This window comes from Lentzea sp. NPDC092896, from assembly GCF_044754905.1.
In the GTDB taxonomy this organism is placed as follows: domain Bacteria; phylum Actinomycetota; class Actinomycetes; order Mycobacteriales; family Pseudonocardiaceae; genus Lentzea.
The window spans coordinates 322,883-345,702 of the sequence record NZ_JBIVPX010000011.1; the positions used below are offsets into that span (position 1 = coordinate 322,883).

Sequence of the window (22,820 nt, forward strand, 5' to 3'; positions counted from 1 at the left end):
CGTGCCCGAGCTAGTAGTGCTGACCGAGCAACTCAACGCCCCGGTCCCCGGCGGAACCGGCCGCTACACGGCGGAGCTGCTCAAGGCGTTGGGGGAGAGCGTTCCTGACGGCTGGTCCGTGGTGACCGCGGCGACGGCCCGCGCCGACCGCGTGATCAGGGTGCCGCGCCGGGCGCTGGTGGCGTTGTGGGAGCGCGGTCTTCCGCCGAAGCTCGGCCCGCACGTGCACGCCCCGACGCCGCTCGCCCCGTTGCCTGGCGCCGTCGTCACCGTGCACGACGTGGTGCCGTGGACGCATCCGGAGACTTTGACTCCGCGCGGGGTCGCCTGGCACCGCAAGGTGATCGCGCGGGCTGCTCGCGAGGCGCGCGCTCTCGTCGTGCCGACGCACGCCGTTGCGTCTCAGTTGGCTGCGTGCGTTCGGGTTGAGGTTCCTGTGCACGTGGTGCCCAACGGCGTGACGCGACTCGTTGCCCCGCCTGCCGATGACCTGCCGTCGTCGTACGTGCTCGCTATCGGCACCGTGGAGCCGCGCAAGGGTTTCGGGTTGTTGGTGCGCGCGACCGAACGGCTGCGGGTGCCGTTGGTCGTGATCGGACAGCAGGGCTGGGGCGACGTCGACCTGCGCGCGCCGCACGTGACGTTGCTGGGCAAGGTTTCCGACCAGCGGCTCGCCTCGGTGCTGGCCGGCGCCACCGTGCTCGCCGCGCCCAGCCTGGCCGAGGGGTTCGGCCTGCCGGTGCTGGAGGCGATGGCCGCCGGCGTACCCGTCGTGCACTCCGACGACCCGGCTCTGGTGGAGGTCGCGGGAGGCGCCGGAACCGTCGTGCGGCGCGGCGATCTGGCCTCGTTGACGGAAGGGCTGCGGGCCGTGCTGGCTGATCCTCGTCACACCGTCGAGGCCGGAATCACCCGCGCGAGTGAGTTCACCTGGGAAAAGACGGCACAGGGTGTCTGGGACACACACGCTTAACGACCGGATTAGTGCATTCCCGTTAAACGCATAAGCAAATGACATTACGCTAGCTGATCGTGCCCACCGTCGAACCCAGCGTGTTGATCGACGCCACCGCGATCCCCGCAGACCGGGGCGGCGTCGGCCGTTACGTGGATTCGCTCGTCGCGGCACTGGACGCGGACGGGGCCAGACTCTCCGTCGTGTGCCAGCCACGCGACGAGGACCTGTTCACCAAGATCGCGCCGAACGCCAGGGTCATCAGGGCCGCTGACGCCGTCGCCACCAGGACGGCCCGCCTGGCCTGGGAACAGACGACGCTGCCCCGCCTGATCCGAACCCTCGGCGTCGACGTGGTGCACTCACCGCACTACACACTCCCGTTGGCGGGCAAGGCCGCCTCGGTCGTGACGCTGCACGACGCCACCTTCTTCACCGACCCGGTGCTGCACTCCTCGGTGAAGGCCCGCTTCTTCCGGACCTGGACCCGAGCGTCTCTAAGACGCGCGGACCTGTGCGTGGTCCCGTCCCAGGCAACGGCGGACGAACTGGTCCGCGTGGCCGGCGCCGACCGCCGAGTCCTGCACATCGCGCAACACGGCGTGGACACCGAACGCTTCCACCCACCGTCACCGGACGAGGTCCTGGCAGTCCGCAAGGCCCTGTCGCTGGGCGACACCCCGTACGTGGCGTTCCTGGGGGCCTTGGAGCCGCGCAAGAACGTCCCGGCCCTGATCCGCGGCTTCGCCCAGGCGATGGTGGGCCGAGCCGACCCGCCGGCCCTGGTGCTGGCGGGCCAGCCCGGCTGGGACAGCCAGGTCGAGCGCGCCCTGGACTCCGTGCCGCACCGCATCCGCGTGATCCGCGCCGGCTACCTGCCGTTCGAACAGCTCGCGGGCTTCCTGGGCGGCGCGCAGCTGGTGGCTTATCCGTCTTTGGGCGAGGGCTTCGGCCTGCCGGTGCTGGAGGCCATGGCCTGCGGTGCGTGTGTTCTGACGACGCGCCGGCTGTCGCTGCCCGAAGTGGGCGGCGAGGCCGTTGCCTACTGCGGTGTCGGCGCGGGCGACATCGCAGCCGCAGTTGCCGACCTGCTCGACGATCCTGCCCGCCGGGCTTCTTTGGCGGCCTCCGGTCAGCAGCGGGCCAAGGACTTCTCGTGGGCGGTCAGCGCCGACCGTCACCGGCTGGCTTACGAGCGCGCGGCGTTGGTGCGACGCCGGCGTTGACGCCCGGTCTGAGGCTTGGTCTGGCGTCGGCGGCTGACCGGGCGGCGCTAGGGTGGCGCGCGTGAACTACGGCGACGGACTTGGTGTCGTGACGGTCACGTACTCGCCGGGCGAGACGCTGGCTCCCTTTGTGGACACCCTTTCGAAGGCAACTTCCCGTCCGGTGCAGGTGATCCTGGCCGACAACGGGTCCACCGACGGGGTTCCCGAGGAGGTTGCCGCTACTCGGGATCATGTGACGTTCCTGTCCACCGGGGGGAACCTCGGATACGGCGGCGGGGCCAATCGCGGGGTTGCCGCGCTGGGGCCCGATGTCGGGTGGGTGTTGATTTCCAATCCTGACATCGAGTTCGCGCCTGGCAGTGTGGACGCGTTGATCGCTGCCGGTGAGCGGTGGCCTCGGGGTGGGATGTTCGGGCCGTTGATCCGGGAGCCCTCCGGGGAGGTTTACCCGTCCGCACGGTTGTTGCCCTCGTTCGGGCGTGGGGTTGGGCATGCTCTTTTTGGGGCTGTTTGGAAGTCCAATCCCTGGACTCGGGCCTATCGGCAGGAGAAGTCGCCCGTTGAGCGGACTGCCGGGTGGTTGTCGGGGTCCTGCTTTTTGATGCGGCGTGAGGCTTTTGACTCCGTTGGCGGGTTCGATGAGCGGTACTTCATGTACTTCGAGGACGTTGACCTCGGGGAACGTGTTGGTGCGGCTGGGTGGGTCAACGTTTATGTGCCTGAGGCTGAGGTTGTGCACATCGGGGGGCACTCGACTGCTCGGTCTTCGGATCGGATGTTGAGGGAGCATCATCGGAGTGCTTATCGGTATCTGGCTGATCGGCATGCCGGGGTGGTTTGGGCGCCGTTTCGTGGGGTGTTGAAGGCTGGGTTGGGGTTGCGGGCTTGGGTTCTTACTCGGAAGAGTTGACGCCTTCGGCGTGCGCGTCGGTTTTGTGGGTCGTCTCCCTGGTGCGTTGGCGGGTGCCTGTTTCGTGTCCGTAGGTGGTCGCCTTGCGAGGGGGACGTGGCGGCTGATTCCTGGGGCGCTGCCCCAGACCCCGCCAATCTGATCAAAAGCCGGGGTCCACGCCATGCGTAGGTAGATGGCACGCCTGTTGCTTTGGGCGGAGTTGCGTTGCTTTGAGGGGCGCGTTGGTGGGGTGGCTTCGTCACGAGTCGAGCCAAGAGCGGGCCACATCAGAGGAGGGGTGTCAAACGGACGAAAAGCGTGTCCGTTTGACACCCCTCCTCTGATGCAGCAAGAGCTGTGGCACGACTCGTGACGAAGCCACCCCACCCGGACCGCACGGTAAGGACGGCTCGCCTTCGGCATCGCGGGTGATCAGGTGCTTGCCGTTCCCGCGCGCTCTGGCTGCTCGCCTTCGGCTTTGCGGGCGCACGCATAGTCCGGCCAGCTTTGACTTCTCGGGACTGTCAGACCTGCTCGCTAGGTTTGGTCGCGGGGGACTTCAAAACCAAGGGGACCCCTGCGCGAGCTTGCCCTCCGTGTCCTGACTGCCCGCTTCGGCCTCGCGGGACTGTCAGACCCCGTCGCTGAGTTGGGTCGCGGGGGATCCCACTTCCCAGGGGACCCTGCGTCAGCCTGCCCGGCGGCACCCGCCGGGCACGGCTACATGTCGCCGCTCAGCCGTTGGCTCAGCGAGTTGCGGGCCTGCTGGTGGTTCGAGACGGTCGGGATCAGGCCCGGCTGCACTACCTGAGTGATCTCCGCGTCATCTGCTGGCTGCTGCGGTGCCGGGAGCGGCTGGCCCTGCTTCGAGTGGGCGTGCATCGGTTGCGTGGGCATCGGCTGGCCCGGCGCGTGGTGTTGCGGCCGCTGTTGTTGCTGGCCCATCTGGCCCATCTGCGCGGGCTGCAGGATCATCGTCGAGTCCGGGTCTCGGCGCGGGTCCATGGCGTTGACCAGCGAGCGAGGGATTTGTTGCGTGTCCGAGGAGTCCATCGGGGACGTCATGTTGTCCGGCGTCACGATGTTCCGCCCACGTGCGCGGGCGCGGGCGAGCATGGCGTCGGCCCGGTCGCGGGGGTCCATGTCGGATTTAGCTCCTTGCCGGGACCAGATCCCATATGACGATCTGCTTCGTGTCAGAGTATTCCGTCGAACGGCTCGCTGTAACGCGGAGGAGGAAAAAGGTGCACGGCGTCGAAGCTGTGGTGCTGGTCGGGGGCAAGGGCACCCGTCTTCGCCCGCTGACCCTGTCCGCTCCCAAGCCCATGTTGCCGACCGCAGGGGTGCCATTTTTGACACACCTCCTGTCTCGGATCAAGGAGGTCGGCATCACGCACGTGGTGTTGGGGACCTCCTACAAGGCCGAGGTGTTCGAGGAGTACTTCGGGGACGGATCGAGGCTCGGGCTGGAGCTCGAGTACGTGGTGGAAGAGGTGCCGCTGGACACGGCGGGGGCGATTCGCAACGTCGCGGACAAGCTGCGTGAGCCCGACGTGATGGTCTTCAACGGCGACATCCTGTCGGGGGTCGACCTGTCGGGGATCGTCGACACGCACCGCAAGCACGAGGCGGATGTGACGCTGCACCTGGTGAAGGTGGCGGACCCGCGGGCGTTCGGGTGTGTGCCGACGGACGACGAGGGGCGCGTTCAGGCGTTCCTGGAGAAGACCGAGAACCCGCCGACGGACCAGATCAACGCTGGTTGTTACGTGTTCCGGCGTGAGGTGATCGACGCGATTCCCGCCGGGCGGCCGGTGTCGGTGGAGCGCGAGACGTTCCCCGGGCTGCTCGAGGCGGGGCGGAGGTTGCAGGGGCACGTGGACGCCACGTACTGGCTGGACCTCGGCAAGCCCGAGGCGTTCGTGCAGGGGTCCGCGGACCTCGTGCGCGGTGTTGCGCCGTCGGCGGCCGTTGCACAGCCTGGCGACTACCTGGTGCTCGAGGGCACGAGCGTGCACGAAGGCGCGACGCTCAGGGGTGGGACCGCGGTCGGTGCGAACTGCACGGTTGCGGACGGTGCTGTGCTCGATGGCGCGATTTTGTTCGACGGTGCTGTTGTCGGTGAGAACGCCGTGGTCGAGCGTTCGATCGTGGGTGCCGGTGCGCTCGTGCAGGCCGGTGCGGTCCTCAAGGACGCCGTGATCGGCGACTCCGCGGTGATCGGCGCGCGGTGTGAGCTGATCGGCGGAGCGCGGGTGTGGCCGGGTGTGGTGCTGCCCGAGGCCGGCGTGCGCTTCTCGACGGATGCCTAGCAGAGCCTGGACTCCACCGTTCCCACTCGATCTGGGCGCGGTGCTCGGCAGGCTGCGCCGCGGGCCCGGCGATCCGTCCTTCAGCGCGGAGGGCGGTGTCTGGTTCGCGGCGAACACGCCGTGCGGTGCCGGCACGTTGCACGTCACGAGGACGAGCGGCGAGGTGCTGGCGGAAGCGTGGGGTGAGGGCGGGCAGTGGCTGCTGGACGGGCTGCCCGCCCTGCTCGGCGCCGACGACACGGTGGACGAGTTCGTCGCGCACCACCCGATCATCGCCGAAGCCAGAAGACAACGACCTGGCCTGCGCCTCGGGGCCACGAACCGGGTCTGGGACCTGTTGTTCGCATCGATCCTGGAGCAGAAGGTCACCGGTATGGAGGCCTTCCGCACGTGGCGTGAGCTGGGACGGCGGTTCGGTGAGAGCGCTCCCGGACCGAAGCCGCTGAAGGTTCCGCCGACGCCGCGACGGTTGCTGGGCCTGCAGGACTGGGAGTGGCACCAGTGCGGCCTCGACGGGGCCCGCAGAAGGACGCTGATCAACGCCGCGCAGGTCGCGCACCGGCTGGAGAAGGCCGCGGAGATGCGCAGCCGCGAACTGCTCGAGAAGGTGCCCGGCATCGGCGTCTGGACGTCGGCCGAGGTCGCGCAACGGTCCTGGGGCGACCCGGACGCCGTGAGCGTCGGCGACTACCACGTCGCCAAGAACGTCACGTGGGCGTTGACCGGTACGCCGGGCGACGACGACGGCATGATGGAGCTGCTGGAGCCCTACAAGCCGCAACGCCACCGCGCGGTCATGTACCTGGAGGCGGCGGGTCTGCGGCGGCCGCGGCGAGCACCGAGGTTCTCGCCGCGCGACTACCGCAAGTTCTAACGGAGACGGGCGAGAGCGCTCTCGATCAACGGGTGCAGGTCGTCCACGTTGTCCGGCAACGAGTCCAGCGGCCACCACTGCAGATCGACGGACTCAGCGCTGCGCACCGGCTGCGCGCCGACCGGAGCGCGCACCAGGAAGCGGACGTCGAAGTGCCGCGTCGGCTTGCCGAGCGAGCACGTGATCGGGTGCACGTCGAGGTGGATCGGCGTCGGCTCGATGCGCAGGAGGCGCATGCCCGACTCCTCGGTGGCCTCGCGCAGAGCGGCACCGGCCAGCGACACGTCTTCCGGCTCGCAGTGGCCGCCCAGCTGAAGCCACCGGCCCACGCGAGGGTGCAGCGTCAGCAACGCGTGCTCCGCAGTGGCGTCCAGGACCAACGCAGAGGCCGTGATGTGCCCAGGTTCGCAAGATCGCATGCAGGCGTCCTCGCGGGCCGCCAGGAAGCCCAGGTAGGCCTCGCGCAGGGCGTCCTGGCCCGCGAACCGGCTCAGCGTCGAGACGGCGTCGGCGTGCAGCGTCACAGCTCGATCAGTCCTTCCAGGGGCTCGCGCGGCGTCAGCGGCTCGGTCGGATGCCCGATCGCGACGGCGCCCAGCGGCTCCCAGTCGTCAGGAACACCCAGCACCGACCGCACGAGGTCCGCGCAGAAGATCGTCGACGACACCCAGCACGAGCCGAGGCCCTCGGCGGCCAGCGCCACCAGCAGGCCCTGCACGGCGGCGCCGCCGGCGACCGTGAACATCGTCTTCTCGGCGTCGGCGCGACGGGCGTCGGGATAGGTGTGCGACCCGTCGCGCACGAGGAACGGCACGACGATCTCCGGCGCCTCCACCAGCAGGTCGCCACGCCGCACCCGGCGCGCGATCTGTTCCGGAGTGAACCCGTCCGAGAGCAGGTCGGATTCCCACTGCGAGCGCATCGCTTGGAGCAGTTCCAAGCGCTTCTCCCGCACCAGCACGAACCGCAGCGGCTTCGTGTGGTGCGGCGCGGGCGCGGTCAGTGCCGCACCGACAGCCCTGCGCACCACGGCGAGATCAACGGGCTCGTCCGAGTAGAACCGCACGGACCTGCGCATCAGCACGGCCTGAGCGCGGCCCTGGGCCAGCGCCTCCTCCGTGCCGAGACTGAACAGGTCCTCCTCGACCGGCCGGTTCAGGTCGCGGGCCGTGGAGCCGTCGTCCACCACCTCGAACCCGCGCAGCACCGCCACCGGCACCGAGCCGAGCTTGCCCTTCACCAGGTCGGCGGCCGCGGCGATCTCGTCGGCGATCGCGACCATCGTCACCGCGAGCTCGTTGCCGTGCTCGTCCACCGCGCCCGCGTAGTCGTGCAGCACGCGGATGCCGGACGCGCCGATCGCGGCGTCGGTCTGGCCCATCCGCCACGCGCGGCCCATGGTGTCGGTGATCACCACGGCGACCTCGACACCCAGCAGGTCCTTGAGAGCGCCGCGCAGCGAGGCCGCGGAGCCGTCCGGGTCGACCGGGAGCAGCGCGATCTCGTCGCCGGCCACGTTCGAGGCGTCGACTCCGGACGCGGCCTGCACGATGCCGAGCTTGTTCTCGGTGATCAGCGTGCGCATCTTGCGGGCGAGCACCCGCACCGACTCCGCGTCGACGTGCTCGCGCCGGATCCGGTCCCGTTCCTCGGGATCGGCCGGTACCCGAACGAGTCGTCCCTCTACTTTGGACAGGATCTTGGACGTGACGATCAGCACGTCACCGTCGCGCAGCCAGGGCGCGGCCGTCGCGATCGCGCCGGCCAGGTCGTCGCCGGGGCGAAATTCCGGCAGGCCCGGAACAGGCAGCAGCTCCAGTGCGGCCGCGGCGTGATCAGTCAACTTCGACTCCGGCCAAGTCCAGCGCGGCGCGGGCCATCTGCGCCGTCGCGTCCACATCGGACATCAGCAGCGGGACCGCGCGCACCGCGACACCGGGCACGTCGGCTCGGTCGCCGGTGTGCACCAGCCACGCGTCGAGGATGCCGTCGGAGCACTTGCGGGAGCCGTAGTGCCGCCCGACCGCTTCGGCGGAGGTCTCCACACCGATCGCGTCCAAACAAGCGTCGGCCATGCCCCGCAACGGTTTCCCGCCGATGATCGGCGACAGGCCCACGACCCCGGCCTCGGTCTTGCGCAACGCGTCGCGCACACCGGGCACGTTGAGGATCGTGCCGATGCTCACCACGGGGTTGGACGGGGCCAGGATCACCGCGTCGGCCTCGTTGATCGCGTCCAGCACGCCGGGCCCGGCGGTGGCGGTCTCGGCGCCGACGAACGCGAACGACTTCGCGGGCACGGCGGCCCGGTGCTTGACCCACCACTCCTGGAAGTGGATGGCCTTCGTCTCGCCGTCGAGCTCCACGACGACGTGCGTCTCCACGCGGTCGTCCGACATCGGCAGCAGCTTCACGCCCGGCTTCCACCGGTCGCACAGCGCCTCCGCCACGGCGGACAGCGGATAGCCGGCGCGGAGCATGCGGGTGCGAACGAGGTGCGTCGCGATGTCCCGGTCGCCCAGGCCGAACCACGTCGGCTCGGCGCCGTAGGCCGCGAGCTCCTCCTTGACGGTCCACGACTCGTCCGCACGGCCCCAGCCGCGTTCGGTGTCGATCCCGCCGCCCAGCGTGTACATGCAGGTGTCGAGGTCAGGAGTGATGCGCAGCCCGTGCATCCACACGTCATCGCCGGTGTTCACCACCGCGGTGACGTCCGCCCCTAGAGCTTTGAGTCCCTGCAGGAACCTCGCGCCGCCGACCCCGCCGACCAGTGCTACGACCTTCACGCCCGCCCATGCTTCCACAGAGCGGTGAGTGGCCTACAGGTAGCGCCAGAACATGAACGTGGACGCGCCTGCACCCGCGTAACCGGGCTCACCGCCGAACACCTGGAACAGGGCGGCCGACACCTCGAAGAACAGCTGGCTGACCTCGGAGAAGCCGATCAGGACCGCGAACAGGACCAGCGGTGCCCACGGACGGGCCTTCGCGCCGAACTGCTGCGCCTTGTAGGGCAGGAACGGTTCCAGCGCACCCCAGCCGTCCAGGCCGGGCACCGGCAGGATGTTGAGCACGAACGCGAACACCTGCAACAAAGCAAGGTACGAAATCGCGGAGGCCAGAGCGGCGGGCGGGGAGAAGATCGCGACGACGAGCGCGAGCAGAAAACCGATCACGAGGTTCGAAACCGGGCCCGCGAGTGAGACCAACGACTCGATCTTCTTCGAGCGAAGGGCGTGGTGGTTGATCCACACGGCGCCACCCGGAAGAGGGATCCCGCCCATGACCAGCAGCACCAGCGGCAGCACGATGCTGAGCACCGGGTCGGTGTAACGGCGGATGTCGAGCGTCAGATAACCCTTGTCACGTACGGAAAAGTCGCCGCCCTTGTACGCGACGGCGGCGTGCCCGAACTCGTGCAGGCACAGCGTCACCGCCCACCCGGCGAGCACGAACAGGATGGTGCCCGAGATGATGGCGACGTCACCTTCGAGCAGGGTGAGGACGGCTCCGGCGGCGGTCGCCGCGAGCAGGCCTAGGAACAGTGGACTGGGGCGAACCGCTGATCGCTTCACCCCTCCAGTGTGGCGTGTCGGCTGGTGTCGTGGGCCGTTCGGGGACACGTTGCAACACCTGAATCACTGTCTGTGCTGCCAGTCAAGGTTTTTGCGGCCATCCGCGCGAATATCCCCCGACGTGTGGACTCCGCTTGACCGCCCGCTGTGACGCAGGTGTAATCACATCGGTGTCATTCGTCGTTGTGGGAACGGCGTCTGGCGTCCGCCAACCGGGGAGAGCGGAAGGCGAGGAGGCGGACGAAATGCAGGAATTCGAAGAGCTCGAAGAAGATCACGTCACGCAGCCGGTCGTGCAGGGCGAGCTGTCGTACCTGTTCGACCCTGCCGACGAGCAGGACTGGCAGGAGCGCGCGCTCTGCGCACAGACCGATCCTGAGGCGTTCTTCCCCGAAAAGGGAGGGTCGACTCGGGAGGCCAAGCGCATCTGCCTGGGCTGCGAGGTGCGTTCGGAGTGCCTTGAGTACGCACTCCAGCACGACGAACGCTTCGGCATCTGGGGCGGTCTCAGTGAACGAGAACGCCGCAAGCTGAAGAAGCGAGCCGTCTAGAAGCGTGATCTTCGTGCCCTAACTTGGGGGCGTGACAAGTCCTCAGCCGAGGCTCCGGACAGCGCCGGTGCTGTGCGTCCTGGTCTGCCACGACGGAGACCAGTGGCTCAGCACGGCGCTGTCCGCGTTGCGGCGTCAGCGAATTCGCCCTCGGCACGTGATCGCTGTCGACACCGGATCAACCGACCGGACAGCGAAGGTGCTGGCGGAGGCGGGGGATCTGCTGGACGGCGTGCTGACCGCGCCGCGTGGCACGGGCTACGGCACCGCCGTGCGGCTCGCGGTCGAACACGCCGTCGAACGGTGGGGTGACCCCGGCAAATGGCTGTGGTTGCTGCACGACGACAGCGCGCCCGAACCCGACTGCCTGGCCTCGCTGCTGACCGCGGCCGAGGTGTCGCCGTCGGCTGCCGTGCTGGGTCCGCTGTGCCTCGATTGGGTGGATTCTCGTCTGGTCGTCGAGGCGGGTTTGTCGACGGATTCTTCAGGACATCGACAGACTGGACTGTCCTCTGCGGAGCATTCCGCATCGTTTCAGCAGAGCACCGAGGTTCTCGCCGTCTCGTCCGCGGGATCGTTGATCAGACGCGAGGTCTGGCACGCGCTCGGCGGTTACGACGAAGCGATGCCGCTGCTGCGCGACGATCTCGACTTCGGCTGGCGCGCTAATCGCGCGGGTCATTTGGTCCTGTGCGTACCGGTCGCACGCATGCGACATGCACGCGCCGCAACTAAAGGCTCACGTCGTTTGGACGCGGCCATGGCGCGGCCGGGCCCGTCATTTCGTGGCGTCGACCGCGCGCACGGCATGCGTACATTTTTGGTCAATTGTTCAAGTTTCTCGTTTCTCGTCGGAGTTCCGCGACTGCTGTTCCTGTCGCTGCTGCGCGCCCTGGGCTTCCTGTTCCTCCGGCGTTTCGCGGACGCACACGCCGAAGTCGGCGCGGCCCGCTACCTCCTGACCAGAGGCCGTCTGCTCGAAGGCCGCCGCGCCCGCCGCGGTTCCGCCGTCGTGCGCGGCCTCTTCACCAGCAGACTCACCCGGCTGCGCAACGCGATCCGCGCCGGCGCCACCTTCCTGATCCGCCGCCGCGTCGAAGCGGACGCCGCGCTGGGTCGTTTGCCCGCAACCGATGCGGGTTCGACGTGGCTCGAACCATCCGAAGTGGACTCTCGCCCGGTCGGCCCGTCGGCGTTGCCCGCCGGTGCCTCCCGAGGCCGCCCGCGCGTCGCGGGCCTGCGCCGCCCACCGGTCGTCGTCCCCGTGGACGCCGCCCTGCCCGGCACGCTGCGCCCGGCGCCGCGCCCCCGTCCGTCGCCCGGCCCGCGCGGCGCTCCCGGCATGGTCTTCGTCGAGGTCGACCAGTCGCGGATGCTGCGCTCGCTGCTGCTCGCGCCCCCGGTTCTGTTGTTGTTCGGACTCTCGGCCGTCGCCGTGATCGCGAACTGGTCTCGGCTCGGCCTGAACCTCGCGGGCGGCCGGCTGCTCCCGGTCGGCTCGGCGGGTTCGGTCTGGTCGACCTACCTGTCGTCGTGGCACCCGGTCCTCGGCGGCACCGCGGCCCCCGCTCCCGCGGCGCTGGCCGTCCTGGGCCTGATCCCCGGCGGACCTTCCTTCGCCGTCGCACTGCTGTTGCTCGGCGACATCCCCCTCGCCGCGTTGTCCGCCTACATCGCGTCACGCGGCATGCGCGTACGCCGTTCCGTGCGCGCGGTGGTGGCCGCCTTCTACGGCCTGCTGCCAGTCGCCACGACCGCCGTCGCCGAAGGCCGCCTGGACGTCATCGTCGTGCACGTCGTGACGCCCGTGGTCTTCGCCGGCGTGTATGCGGTGTTGCGCGCGTCGTCCACACACGCGTGGCTGCCCATGGCTTCCGGCACCGCCATCGGTGTTGCTGTTTTGGGTGCCTTCTCGCCGCTGACCCACGTCGTGATCATCGTGGGCGCCCTGGCCGGGTTCATCGCGGTCACTGGCGGTGCTCGGCGGATCGCGGCGTTGTTCATGATCGTGCTGCTGCCGATGGGGCTGCTTCTGCCGTGGCCCGCCGTCTTGTTGCAGCACCCGGAGATGGTGCTCAACGGGCTTGGCGCCGCGTTCTCGTCGCCGCCACCGAACCTGGTCGTGTGTTCGGTCTTCGTGGCGGCCGCGTTCGCTGCCGCGGTGCTGCGGCCCAACGCGTCGATGTTGCCCGGGCTGTTGGTGATCGTGCTGGCGATCGGTGCGCTTGCTGCCGTGGCTGCTGTTGGGGCCTGGCCTGGGACGCCGTTGGTCCTGCTGGCCTGGGGACTCGTTTGTGTGGTGCTCGCCGGGTGTCAGCGCGGGGTGGCGCCCGGGGTTGCGGGGCAGGCTCGGGTGCGGCGGGCCGTGTACGTCGTTGGTGTGGTGACGTTGGTCAGTCTCGGAGTGGCCGGGTTGTTGGATCTGCGCTCTGGGCCGTTGAAGGCTGACGGTGGGGTTGCTCTGGGGCCGTCCTTGACCGCTGAGTTGGAGCGGACCGGGCGGTCGGTGCTGATCCTGGGGTCGCCGGTTCGTCAGGTTGCCGGGCGGATGCCGGCTTTTGGGGATGACGATCTGGTGCCCACTGTGTCGTCGCCTGCTCGGTTGCGGCGGTGGAACTCGTCTCTTGTGGACGGGGCCGCGCCTGCGGTGAAGACCGCGCTGGCTCAGGCCGCGGCTTCTGGGGTGGCCTTTGTGGTGTTGCCGTCCGAGGAGGTGGCTGCTCGGGTTCGGGCTGCCGCTGGCGAGTTGGTGTCGGTGGCGCCTGGTGCCTCTGATGGGCGGCCGGTGTTGCGGTTGCGGTTCGCTGCCGACACCGGGGTGTTGCTGGCACCCGATCTGGCTCGGCGGGCTCGGACCGGTGGGGAGCCGCCTGAGGAGCTCGCGGCTTCCGGGGTGGTGCCGGTGAACCTGTCGTTGCCGGAGGTCGCGGTTCGGGTTTCGCCTGGCGGGGAGGGGCGGGTGCTCGTTCTGGCCGCCGAGGACGAGCCTGGGTGGCGGGTTTTTGTGGATGGGGCCGAGGTGCCCGTGGTTCGGGCTTGGGGGCATTTGGTCGGGGTGCCGTTGCCGGCTTCCGCCGCTGAGGTTCGGGTGGAGATGTCGTCCACCTTGCGGGACTTCCTGTTGTTGGGGCAGGCGGCGGCCGCGTTGTTCACGTTGCTGACTGCCATACCGACTCGTCGGAGGGCCGCCTGACGGCGGGCGCGTCGGGTTTGTGGGGCGTCTCCCTGGTGGGTTGGCGGGTGCCGGTTTGTTGTCCGTAGGTGGTCGCCGTGCGAGGGGATGTGGCGGCTGATTCCTGGGGCTCCGCCCCAGACCCCGCCAATCTGATCAAAAGCCGGGGTCTACGCCATGCGTGGGTTGATGGCACGCCTGTTGCTTTGGGCGGAGGCGCGTTGCGTAGGTGGTTGCGTTGGTGGGGTGGCTTCGTCACGAGTCGAGCCAAGAGCGGGCCACATCGCTGAAGGGGTGTCAACTCGACGAAAAGCGTGTCGAGTTGACACCCCTTCAGCGATGCAGCAAGAGCTGTGGCACGACTCGTGACGAAGCCACCCCACCCGGACCGCACGGTAAGGACGGCTCGCCTTCGGCATCGCGGGCGATCAGGCCCTTGCCATGACCGCACGGTAAGGACGGCTTGCCTTCGGCATCGCGGACGATCAGGCGCTTGCCTTGATCGCGCGCTCAGACTGCTCGCCTTCGGCTTCGCGGGTGGGTGCTTGTTGTTTCCGCGCGCTCAGACGGCTTGCCTTCGGCTGCGCTGGAGTGTCAGACCCCGTCGCTAAGTTGGGTCGCGGGGGATCCCGAACTCAAGGGGACCCCTGCGTCAGCGCGCCGTGAGTGCGTGGAGGGGGCCGGGCTGTGTGAGCGGCGTGTGTGAGAGGGGTCTCAGCCCTCGTCCACCACGTCCGGGTCCAGGCCCAGGTAGTTCGCCACTTGCTCCACCAGCACGTCGTGCACCAGGTCGGACAGGTCGGCGCCGTCCTTCGCCCGTGCCTCCAGAGGTCGGCGGTAGAGAACGATCCGGGCACGGTTGTCCGAGCCTGGCGGGAGCAGGCGTGCCAGGGGGACGTTGCCGTCCTCCACCACGCCGTCTTCGCCTTCTACCTGGACGTCCGGGACGTCGTCGACTGCCACGTCCAGCTGGGTCAGTTCGGTTCGCCAGCGGGCCTCGATGGGCTCCAGTGCCTCTATGACCAGCGCGTCGAAGCGTTCTGCCCGGGAGCGGGCCGCTGGGAGCGTGGCCGGGTAGAGCGGGCCGCGCAGGCCTCGGCCGTGCCGGTCGCGGTTGCGTCGGCGCGGCGAATTCTGCCGCTGTGAACCCCGTGCCATCACCACAACCCAGCAGCCTAGTTGCTACCCCTGACGACTAAACACAGCGTGCCTCACACACAGCCTCGCGTGGACGCGCTATCGTCCCCGATCGTGCGGAGCGTGAGACGGTGCTCGCGAACCGGGTGTGCTAACCCGGCTGTCGCCACGCTCACCTACGCCTATGCGGACTCCACCGCGGTCGTCGGGCCGCTTGCCACGTACTCCGAACCGCACAGCTACGACCTGTGCGAGGAGCACGCCTTGCGGCTCACTGCGCCGCGGGGTTGGGAGGTCGTGAGGCACCAGGGTGAGTTCGCGGCGCCCGAGCCGACTGTGGACGACCTGACGGCGTTGGCCGAGGCGGTGAGGGAGGCTGGGCGTGCTGATGTGAGCCCGAAGCTGCCCGACGTGTCCGCGGGCTCGCACAGGCGTGGTCACCTGCGGGTATTGCCTGATCCGCACGAGGACTGAACGACCACACGCACCACTAATCTTCTCGCCGGTAGGCTGCCCTGGCAGTGGCCGTCAAGAGCGAGTTTCGGGAGTGTGCGGCGTGCGTGACCTGTCCGGCATCGTCAAGGCGTACGACATCCGTGGGGTGGTCGGCGAGCAGCTGGACGCCGGCTTGGTCCGCGACTTCGGCGCCGCCTTCGCGCGCCTGGTCGGTGGACCGACGATCGTCATCGGTCACGACATGCGCGACTCCTCGCCCGGGCTGTCGCGTGCCTTCGCCGAAGGTGCGCAGGCGCAGGGCGTGAACGTCATCAGCATCGGTCTGGCCAGCACGGACATGCTCTACTTCGCGTCCGGCAAGCTCGACCTGCCCGGCGCCATGTTCACCGCGAGCCACAACCCCGCGCAGTACAACGGCATCAAGATGTGCCGCGCCGGTGCGAGCCCGGTCGGCCAGGACACCGGTCTCGGGCAGATCCGCCAGGACGCCGAGAACCAGGTCCCGGACGCCGAGGGTGTCGAGCCCGGCACGTTCGAGGAGCGCAACATGCTCGTCGACTACGCGGCGTACCTCAACGCCCTGGTCGACCTGAAGGGCATCCGCCCGCTCAAGATCGTGGTGGACGCGGGCAACGGCATGGGCGGCTACACGGTGCCGCAGGTCTTCGAGGGCCTGCCCATCGAGGTCATCCCGATGTACTTCGAGCTCGACGGCAGCTTCCCGAACCACGAGGCGAACCCGCTCGACCCCAAGAACATCGTCGACCTGCAGGCCCGCACGAAGGCCGAGGGTGCCGACGCCGGCGTCGCGTTCGACGGCGACGCGGACCGGTGCTTCGTCGTGGACGAGAACGGCGACCCGGTGAGCCCGTCGGCGATCACGGCGCTGGTGGCCGTGCGCGAGCTGGCCAAGGACCCCGGCGGCACGATCATCCACAACCTGATCACCTCGCACGCCGTGCCGGAGATCGTCACCGAGCACGGTGGCAAGCCCGTGCGCACGCGCGTCGGCCACTCGTTCATCAAGGAGGAGATGGCCAGGACCGGCGCCATCTTCGGTGGCGAGCACTCCGCGCACTACTACTTCCGCGACTTCTGGCGTGCGGACACCGGCATGCTGGCCGCGCTGCACGTGCTGGCCGCGCTGGGTGAGCAGGCCGGTCCGCTGTCCACGCTGACCGAGGTCTACAACCGCTACGCCGCCTCCGGTGAGATCAACTCGACGGTCACCGACCAGGCCGGGCGGATCGCCGCGATCAAGGACGCGTACGGAACCAAGGACGGCGTCACGATCGACGAGCTGGACGGTCTCACCGTGCAGCTGGCGGACGGGTCGTGGTTCAACCTGCGGGCCTCGAACACCGAGCCGCTGCTGCGCCTGAACGTCGAAGCCGCCACCCCCGAGGCCGTCGCCGCGCTCAGCGACGAGGTCCTCGCGATCGTGCGGGCCTGAGGAGAACACCGTGGCCGTCAAGCTCGAAGAGCAGTTGCTGGAAATTCTCGCCTGCCCGTGCCCCGAGCACGCGCCCTTGCAGGTCGGGACGCCCTCCGACCCGGAAGCGGACTTCCTCACGTGCACCGCGTGTGGCCGTTCGTTCCCGGTTCGCGACGGCATCCCGGTGCTCCTGCTGGACGAGGCGGTCGAGCCGCCGTCGGCTGTGTGATCAGGTGCTCGACGACACGCTGCTCGACGACCCGAGCCGCCTCGCCGACGCCGACACGGGCGGCTGGCTGCGTGCTGCCGCGCGGGCGGGAGCACAGGTCCGTTCCACCGCTGAGGCCGCGGCCGAGGCGGGGCTGGAGCGGATCTTCTCCGAACGCCCGCGCGCGGTCGTGCTCGTCACCCGGCCCGGTCACTCGGTCACCGTTGCCAACGTCGTCATGGCGTTGCTCGGTTCCGGCTGCTCGGTGCCGGTCGTGCTCGCCGACGAGGTGCCGCCCTGGGTCGGTGCTCTCGACGTCGTGCTCGCGCACACCGAGGACCCCGGTGACCGGGTGCTCGCCGAGTCGATCGACCGGGCGGTCCGCAGGGGTGCCCGGACGTTGCTGACGGCGCCGGACTCCGGTCCGATCGCCGCGGCCGCCGCGGGCAGGGCGGTGCTGCTGCCGCCCCGCATCGACGTGCCGCCGGGCTTCAGCTTCCCCCGCGCGCTCGCCGCGTGGCTGCTGGTGCTGCACGCTCTCGGCCTGCTCAAGGTCGACGTCGAACTGATCGCGGACGAGCTCGACCGCGAGGCCGAGCGCGACCACCCGATGCACGAGTCGTTCGTGAACCCGGCGAAGTCACTCGCGTTGCGCGTCGCCGACCGCACGCCGCTGCTGTGGGGCCTCGACGAGGTCGCCACGTCGGTCGGCATGCACGGCGCGGGCGTGCTGGCGGCGTTCGCCGGTGTGGCCTGCGACGTCGCCGGGTATCCACAGGCGCTGACCCGCCCGGTGCTGCACCGCCGCGCGGTGCAGGGAACCTCGGGTGCAGACCTCTTCGCCGACCCGGACGACGAGCCGGGCAGCGGACTTGTGCGCGTGTTGTTGCTGGCTGTGCGCCAGGGCCCGGTGGCAGATGCTGTTCGGCACGCCGCCGAGGACGCCCTGCCGGGAGCCGACGTGCTGGAGCCGGCCGTCGAGGTGGCGGGAGGCGACGCGGTCAGCGCCGCACTGCTCGCGCTCCGCTTCGAACTGGCCGCGCTGTACCTCGGGCTCGCCGCCGGAACTCTCGGCGGCAACCCGTACTGATTTGGGAGCTGACTTAGAAGTGGACCTGCTGCACAACGCGGTAAGGCCGTACGCGTGGGGTTCACGCACGGCCATCGCCGAGCTGCTCGGGAAGGAGGTGCCCGCACCCCATCCCGAGGCCGAACTGTGGATGGGCGCCCACCCCGGCGACCCGTCCCGCGTGGTCGGCGCGGACGGCACCGAGCGCTCGCTGCTCGGTCTGCTGGCGTCCGACCCGGACGGCCAGCTCGGCACGCGCGTCGCCGAGCGGTGGGGCAGCAGGCTTCCGTTCCTGCTCAAGGTGCTCGCCGCGGACGAGGCGCTGAGCCTGCAGGCGCACCCGTCGGCCGCCCAGGCGGCGGAGGGCTTCGCGGCCGAGGAGAAGCGTCTCGTGCCGCTCGACTCCCCGGTCCGCAACTACAAGGACCCGGCCGCCAAGCCGGAACTGATCTGCGCGCTGACCGAGTTCCACGCGCTGGCCGGCTTCCGCGAGCCGTCGCGGACGGTCTCGTTGCTGCGCGCCCTGGACGCGCCCGCGCTGTCCCCGTACACCGAGATGCTGGTCGCGCAGCCGGACTCGTCAGGCCTGCGCGCGTTGTTCACGATGCTGATCACGTTGCCGCAGACGTCGTTGAGCACGTTGCTGCCCCAGGTTCTCGACGCGTGCGTGCTGCACGTGAAGGAGCACGGCGAGTTCGACCTGGAGTGCCGCACGATCCTGGAGCTGGGCGAGTCCTACCCCGGCGACGCGGGCGTGCTCGCGGCGTTGCTGCTGAACCGCATCGTGCTGCAGCCGGGCGAGGCGATCCACCTGCCCGCCGGCAACCTGCACGCGTACCTGCGCGGAACGGGCATCGAGATCCTCGCGAACTCGGACAACGTCCTGCGCTGCGGCCTCACGCCCAAGCACGTCGACGTGCCCGAACTGCTGCGCGTGCTCGACTTCACGTGCGGTGACATGGAAGTGCTGCTGGGCGAGGAGATCCAGCCCGGCGTCCGCGTCTACCGCACGCCCGCGCCCGAGTTCGAACTGTCCAGGTTGGACCTGGCCGGCGAGACGCGGATCAACCACGAGGGCCCGCAGATCATGATTTGCACCGAGGGTTCCGTGGTACTCACGAACGCCAGAGGCGACGAGCTGAAGCTGGGGCGCGGTGAGTCCGTGTGGCTGCCCGCGTCCGACCCGGCCGTGCTCGTGCGCCCGGATGGTGTTGAATCCGCTGAACTTTTCCGCGCCACGGCCGGAACAGACTAAGGTTCACGACCGGACAAACCGGACTGGTTCTCAGCAAGGAGACAGGCGTGTCAGCAGGGGGCGGAACCAAGGCCATCGTCGCGGCGTTGGTGGCAAACGCAGGAATCGCGGTGGCCAAGTTCATCGGATTCCTGATCACCGGCTCGTCGTCGATGCTCGCCGAGTCGGTGCACTCCGTGGCCGACACGTCGAACCAGGGCCTGCTGCTGCTCGGCCAGAAGACGGCCCAGCGCAGGGCGACCAAGCTGCACCCGTTCGGCTTCGGCCGCGACCGGTACTTCTGGTCGTTCGTGGTCGCGCTGATGCTCTTCACGCTCGGCTCGGTCTTCGCGCTGTACGAGGGCATCCACAAGCTGCAGGCGCCCGAGGAGTTGTCCAGCCCGCTCGTCGCCGTCGCGATCCTCGTGGTGGCCATCGGTCTCGAGACCTACAGCTTCATGACGGCCATCAAGGAGTCGAGGCTCATCAAGGGCGACGCCACCTGGTGGGGCTTCATCCGCAACTCGCGCACCCCGGAACTCCCGGTCGTGCTGCTGGAGGACGCGGGCGCGCTGATCGGTCTGGTCCTGGCCCTGCTCGGCGTCGGCCTCTCGACGATCACCGGCAACCCGGTGTTCGACGCGCTCGGCACCGTCGCCATCGGTGTGCTGCTGGGCATCATCGCCGTGATCCTGATCATCGAGATGAAGTCGCTGCTGATCGGTGAGGGCGCGTCCGACAAGGACCTCGACGTGATCATCGACGAGCTGGCCGCCGGCAAGGTGCAGCGCGTCATCCACATCAAGACGCAGTACATCGGGCCGGAGGAGTTGCTCGTCGCGGCGAAGATCGCGCTCAACCCCGGGCTGCAACTGGACGAGGTGGCTCAGGCGATCAACGACGCCGAGCAGCGGGTGCGGGCCAAGGTGCCGTACGCGCGCCTCATCTACTTGGAGCCGGACCTGGACCGGTCGACGGTCAGCAGCTCCTGATTTCGGTCGAACGGGGCGTTTCGCACTCCACGTGAGTGCGAAACGCCCCGTTTGCCATATGAAACGAGCTATAGGGGTCCCAGGTGGTGGATACCTCTAGGGTGGGCCGAATCGGGGATCCATCAAGGAGGTATGCACCGTGCCGGGGAACGGGTTGTGGCGCACGAAGTCGATCGAGCAGTCGATATCGGACACGGACGAGCCGGACACGAAGCTCCGCAAGGACCTGTCGGCCTGGGACCTCACGGTCTTCGGTGTCGCGGTCGTCATCGGTGCCGGCATCTTCACGCTCACCGCGAGCACCGCGGGCAACATCGCGGGGCCGTCGGTCTCGCTGTCGTTCGTGCTGGCGGCGATCGCCTGTGCGCTGGCCGCGTTGTGCTACGCCGAGTTCGCCTCGACGGTGCCGGTCGCGGGTAGCGCCTACACCTTCTCCTACGCGACGTTCGGCGAGTTCGCCGCGTGGATCATCGGCTGGGACCTGGTGCTGGAGTTCGCGGTCGGGTCGGCCGCGGTCGCCAAGGGCTGGTCGGCCTACCTGCAGACGACGCTCGGTCTCATGGGTGTCGACGTGAAGACCGAGGTGGGTGACGGCCTCAAGTTCGACTGGGGCGCCGTGCTGCTCGTCGCGGTGATCACGACCCTGCTGGTCGTCGGCACGAAGCTGAGCTCGCGGGTCAGCGCGGTCATCACGGCCATCAAGGTCGCGGTGGTGCTGCTCGTGATCGTGCTCGGCATCGGGTACATCAAGGCCGAGAACTACAGCCCGTTCATCCCGCCGGCGGCCGAAGGTGGCCCTGCGGTGCACACGGGCATCGAGCAGTCGCTGTTCTCGCTGATCACCGGCTACTCGGGCAGCACCTACGGCGTGCTCGGCATGCTGGCCGCGGCCTCGATCGTCTTCTTCGCGTTCATCGGTTTCGACGTCGTGGCAACCACGGCGGAGGAGACGAAGAACCCGCAGAAGGCCGTGCCGCGCGGCATTCTCGGCTCGCTCGCGATCGTCACGGTGCTCTACGTCGCCGTCACGCTGGTGATCACCGGCATGGTGCCGTACACGAAGCTCGCGACGCAGCCGGACGGCACGCGCGCGACCCTCGCGAGTGCGTTCTCGGACAACGGGGTCGACTGGGCGGCCACGGTGATCTCGGTCGGCGCGCTCGCCGGTCTGACCACCGTCGTCATGGTGCTGATGCTCGGCCAGAGCCGCGTGCTGTTCGCGATGTCGCGCGACGGGTTGCTGCCGCGCAAGCTCGCGAAGACCGGCAGCCACGGCACGCCGACGCGCATCACGATCATCGTCGGCACGCTGGTCGCGATCGCGGCGGGTTTCTTCCCGGCGGGCAAGCTCGAAGAGATGGTGAACGTCGGCACGCTGTTCGCGTTCATCCTCGTCTCCGGGGGTGTGCTGGTGCTGCGCAAGACGCGGCCGGACCTGTCGCGCGGCTTCCGCGTGCCACTCGTGCCGCTGGTGCCGATCCTCGCGATTCTCGCCTGCCTGTGGCTGATGCTGAACCTGACCGCGCTCACCTGGATCCGGTTCATCATCTGGATGGCGCTCGGTGTCGTCGTCTACTTCGCCTACAGCCGACGCAACTCGGTACTGGGCAAGCAGAGTGACAAGGCAGGCAAGTAGCTCGTCACCAACTAACCTGCCCACCATGGGAAACGCGCGGTGGCTCTCCGAGGAGGAAGGCAGCGCCTGGCATCACTTCGTCCAGGCGTACCACCTCCTCGAGAGGCAGATCGAACAGCAGTTGCAGCGCGACGCGGGCCTCTCGCACGCGCAGTACAACGTGCTGGTCGTGCTGTCCGAACAGCCGGGCAACCGCATGCGCATGACCGAACTGGCGCGCAGGGTCGTGGTGTCGAAGAGCTCGTTGACCTACCAGATCGGCAAGCTGGAGAAGTCGGGACTCGTGCGGCGTGAACCGCACGAGTCCGACGAGCGCGGCATCCTCGCCGTGCTCACCGACGTCGGCAAGGACCTGCTGCGCACCGCCGCACCCGGCCACGTCACGACGGTCCGCGAGTACCTGATCGACCTGTTCACGCCGGACCAGCTCGCGCAGCTGGGGTCGTTCATGCAGACCGTGCACGAGAAAGCCGACGGCTAGAGGGTCAGCAGACCTCGTTCGTCGAGCCACTCGGCCACGTCGTCCGGGCCCTGCCGCGTCACGTCCAGCTCCAGCACGGGCAGCGTCGACTTCGCCGCGAGCTCGCGGAGTTGCCGCTGTTCCTCGACGAACGGCTCCAGCGAGACGTACTGCTTCGGGTTCGCGCTGATCTTCAGCCGTTCCTCCCGTGCTTCCTCGAACGTGTCCTCGGGCCGTGTGCAGAGCACGATCGCGAAGTTGAGCGGCTTCAGCCGTTCCTCCAGCCAGCCGAAGTCGAACTCGCGGCCCTGCCGTGCCTGATACGCCAGCGTGGACAGGTGGAAGCGGTCGACGATCCACGAGTAGTAGCGCTGCAGTTCGAACATCCGCACCCACGTCTCGTAGGTCTCCATCGCGTGCGCGGTCTCGTCCGGCGCGAAGTCGATCAGCCCACGTCCCCACGGTTCGTTGCTGAACCCGCTCCACTCCGCCGAGATCAACGGCGAGTGGTAGCGGTACCGGCGATGCCCGACGAGACGGGGGTGCTCGTTCAACGCGAAGGCCAGATCCGTCTTGCCGGTCAGCCGCGTGCCTTCGAGGATCACCTTGGGCGTGAGCTTCATGATGGCAAGC

The 22,820-nt window shown here is 68.8% G+C and carries 22 protein-coding genes; 15 read left to right on the top strand and 7 right to left on the bottom strand.

The features are described from left to right. Position 1 precedes the first annotated feature (1 nt). From ACIQF0_RS40680 to ACIQF0_RS40690, 3 genes are all read left to right on the top strand, one after another. On the top strand, positions 2-973 hold the full coding sequence (locus ACIQF0_RS40680) for a glycosyltransferase family 1 protein (protein ID WP_360044093.1): 972 nt from the start codon (positions 2-4) through the stop codon (positions 971-973). Positions 974-1,053: 80 nt separating this feature from the next. Continuing rightward, positions 1,054-2,181 (top strand): glycosyltransferase family 4 protein, encoded by a 1,128-nt coding sequence (locus ACIQF0_RS40685; RefSeq protein WP_401039164.1) that lies wholly within the window; start codon positions 1,054-1,056, stop codon positions 2,179-2,181. Positions 2,182-2,242: 61 nt separating this feature from the next. Beyond that, entirely contained in the window at positions 2,243-3,094 is an 852-nt protein-coding gene (locus tag ACIQF0_RS40690; RefSeq protein ID WP_401039092.1) for a glycosyltransferase family 2 protein, read from the top strand. 702 nt (positions 3,095-3,796) lie between these two features. Here ACIQF0_RS40690 and ACIQF0_RS40695 read toward each other — a convergent pair. Further along, positions 3,797-4,219, bottom strand: coding sequence for a hypothetical protein (locus ACIQF0_RS40695; RefSeq protein WP_401039094.1), 423 nt, complete (start codon positions 4,217-4,219; stop codon positions 3,797-3,799). Positions 4,220-4,320: 101 nt separating this feature from the next. Here ACIQF0_RS40695 and ACIQF0_RS40700 point away from each other — a divergent pair, with 101 nt between their 5' ends. Both ACIQF0_RS40700 and ACIQF0_RS40705 read left to right on the top strand, forming a co-directional pair. Continuing rightward, a complete protein-coding gene (locus ACIQF0_RS40700) occupies positions 4,321-5,388 on the top strand; it encodes a sugar phosphate nucleotidyltransferase (RefSeq protein WP_401039096.1) in 1,068 nt (355 codons plus the stop codon). Further along, a complete protein-coding gene (locus ACIQF0_RS40705; protein ID WP_401039098.1) occupies positions 5,381-6,262 on the top strand; it encodes a DNA-3-methyladenine glycosylase family protein in 882 nt (293 codons plus the stop codon). Before ACIQF0_RS40700 ends, ACIQF0_RS40705 begins: the two co-directional genes overlap by 8 nt. Here the strand turns inward: ACIQF0_RS40705 and ACIQF0_RS40710 are convergent. The 4 genes from ACIQF0_RS40710 to ACIQF0_RS40725 are packed head-to-tail and all read right to left on the bottom strand — an operon-like array spanning position 6,259 to position 9,837. Next, positions 6,259-6,786 carry an NUDIX hydrolase gene (locus ACIQF0_RS40710; protein ID WP_401039100.1) on the bottom strand — a complete coding sequence of 176 codons (528 nt, stop codon included), beginning with the start codon at positions 6,784-6,786 and terminating at the stop codon, positions 6,259-6,261. The genes ACIQF0_RS40705 and ACIQF0_RS40710 overlap by 4 nt on opposite strands. Beyond that, complete coding sequence (locus ACIQF0_RS40715; RefSeq protein ID WP_401039103.1) at positions 6,783-8,105, bottom strand: coenzyme F420-0:L-glutamate ligase; 1,323 nt, start codon at positions 8,103-8,105, stop codon at positions 6,783-6,785. Before ACIQF0_RS40715 ends, ACIQF0_RS40710 begins: the two co-directional genes overlap by 4 nt. After that, positions 8,098-9,048: a 2-phospho-L-lactate transferase gene (cofD, locus tag ACIQF0_RS40720; RefSeq protein WP_360044072.1), complete on the bottom strand. Its 951-nt coding sequence runs from the start codon at positions 9,046-9,048 to the stop codon at positions 8,098-8,100. Before cofD ends, ACIQF0_RS40715 begins: the two co-directional genes overlap by 8 nt. Positions 9,049-9,081: 33 nt before the next feature. After that, positions 9,082-9,837, bottom strand: coding sequence for a site-2 protease family protein (locus tag ACIQF0_RS40725; RefSeq protein ID WP_401039105.1), 756 nt, complete (start codon positions 9,835-9,837; stop codon positions 9,082-9,084). Between the two features lie 245 nt (positions 9,838-10,082). Between ACIQF0_RS40725 and ACIQF0_RS40730 the strand changes: the two genes are divergently transcribed. Beyond that, positions 10,083-10,388, top strand: coding sequence for a WhiB family transcriptional regulator (locus ACIQF0_RS40730; protein WP_051784712.1), 306 nt, complete (start codon positions 10,083-10,085; stop codon positions 10,386-10,388). 31 nt (positions 10,389-10,419) lie between these two features. Further along, positions 10,420-13,581 carry a glycosyltransferase gene (locus tag ACIQF0_RS40735; RefSeq protein ID WP_401039107.1) on the top strand — a complete coding sequence of 1,054 codons (3,162 nt, stop codon included), beginning with the start codon at positions 10,420-10,422 and terminating at the stop codon, positions 13,579-13,581. Between the two features lie 693 nt (positions 13,582-14,274). On the opposite strand, the gene ACIQF0_RS40740 is transcribed toward ACIQF0_RS40735, so the two are convergent. Continuing rightward, entirely contained in the window at positions 14,275-14,718 is a 444-nt protein-coding gene (locus ACIQF0_RS40740; RefSeq protein WP_093593602.1) for a metallopeptidase family protein, read from the bottom strand. A 93-nt stretch (positions 14,719-14,811) separates the two neighbouring features. On the opposite strand from ACIQF0_RS40740, the gene ACIQF0_RS40745 reads away from it, so the two are divergent. The 8 genes from ACIQF0_RS40745 (at position 14,812) to ACIQF0_RS40780 (ending at position 22,208) form a co-directional block, all read left to right on the top strand. Further along, positions 14,812-15,171 (top strand): DUF3499 domain-containing protein, encoded by a 360-nt coding sequence (locus tag ACIQF0_RS40745; protein WP_218164452.1) that lies wholly within the window; start codon positions 14,812-14,814, stop codon positions 15,169-15,171. 82 nt (positions 15,172-15,253) lie between these two features. Further along, positions 15,254-16,606 carry a phosphomannomutase/phosphoglucomutase gene (locus ACIQF0_RS40750; protein ID WP_401039111.1) on the top strand — a complete coding sequence of 451 codons (1,353 nt, stop codon included), beginning with the start codon at positions 15,254-15,256 and terminating at the stop codon, positions 16,604-16,606. A gap of 10 nt (positions 16,607-16,616) precedes the next feature. Then, positions 16,617-16,817, top strand: a complete 201-nt coding sequence (locus ACIQF0_RS40755) for a Trm112 family protein (protein WP_093591878.1) — start codon at positions 16,617-16,619, stop codon at positions 16,815-16,817. Positions 16,818-16,821: 4 nt separating this feature from the next. Continuing rightward, on the top strand, positions 16,822-17,886 hold the full coding sequence (locus ACIQF0_RS40760; RefSeq protein WP_360049287.1) for a hypothetical protein: 1,065 nt from the start codon (positions 16,822-16,824) through the stop codon (positions 17,884-17,886). 19 nt (positions 17,887-17,905) lie between these two features. Beyond that, the gene (manA, locus tag ACIQF0_RS40765; RefSeq protein WP_401039115.1) at positions 17,906-19,120 is read left to right on the top strand and encodes a mannose-6-phosphate isomerase, class I; all 1,215 of its coding nucleotides are present in this window, start codon (positions 17,906-17,908) and stop codon (positions 19,118-19,120) included. Positions 19,121-19,167: 47 nt separating this feature from the next. After that, a complete protein-coding gene (locus ACIQF0_RS40770) occupies positions 19,168-20,091 on the top strand; it encodes a cation diffusion facilitator family transporter (protein ID WP_401039117.1) in 924 nt (307 codons plus the stop codon). Between the two features lie 139 nt (positions 20,092-20,230). After that, positions 20,231-21,727, top strand: coding sequence for an amino acid permease (locus ACIQF0_RS40775; protein WP_401039119.1), 1,497 nt, complete (start codon positions 20,231-20,233; stop codon positions 21,725-21,727). A 25-nt stretch (positions 21,728-21,752) separates the two neighbouring features. After that, entirely contained in the window at positions 21,753-22,208 is a 456-nt protein-coding gene (locus tag ACIQF0_RS40780) for a MarR family winged helix-turn-helix transcriptional regulator (protein WP_401039122.1), read from the top strand. On the opposite strand, the gene ACIQF0_RS40785 is transcribed toward ACIQF0_RS40780, so the two are convergent. Then, entirely contained in the window at positions 22,205-22,810 is a 606-nt protein-coding gene (locus ACIQF0_RS40785) for a hypothetical protein (protein ID WP_401039124.1), read from the bottom strand. The two genes, ACIQF0_RS40780 and ACIQF0_RS40785, sit on opposite strands and share 4 nt — an antisense overlap. Positions 22,811-22,820 lie beyond the last annotated feature (10 nt).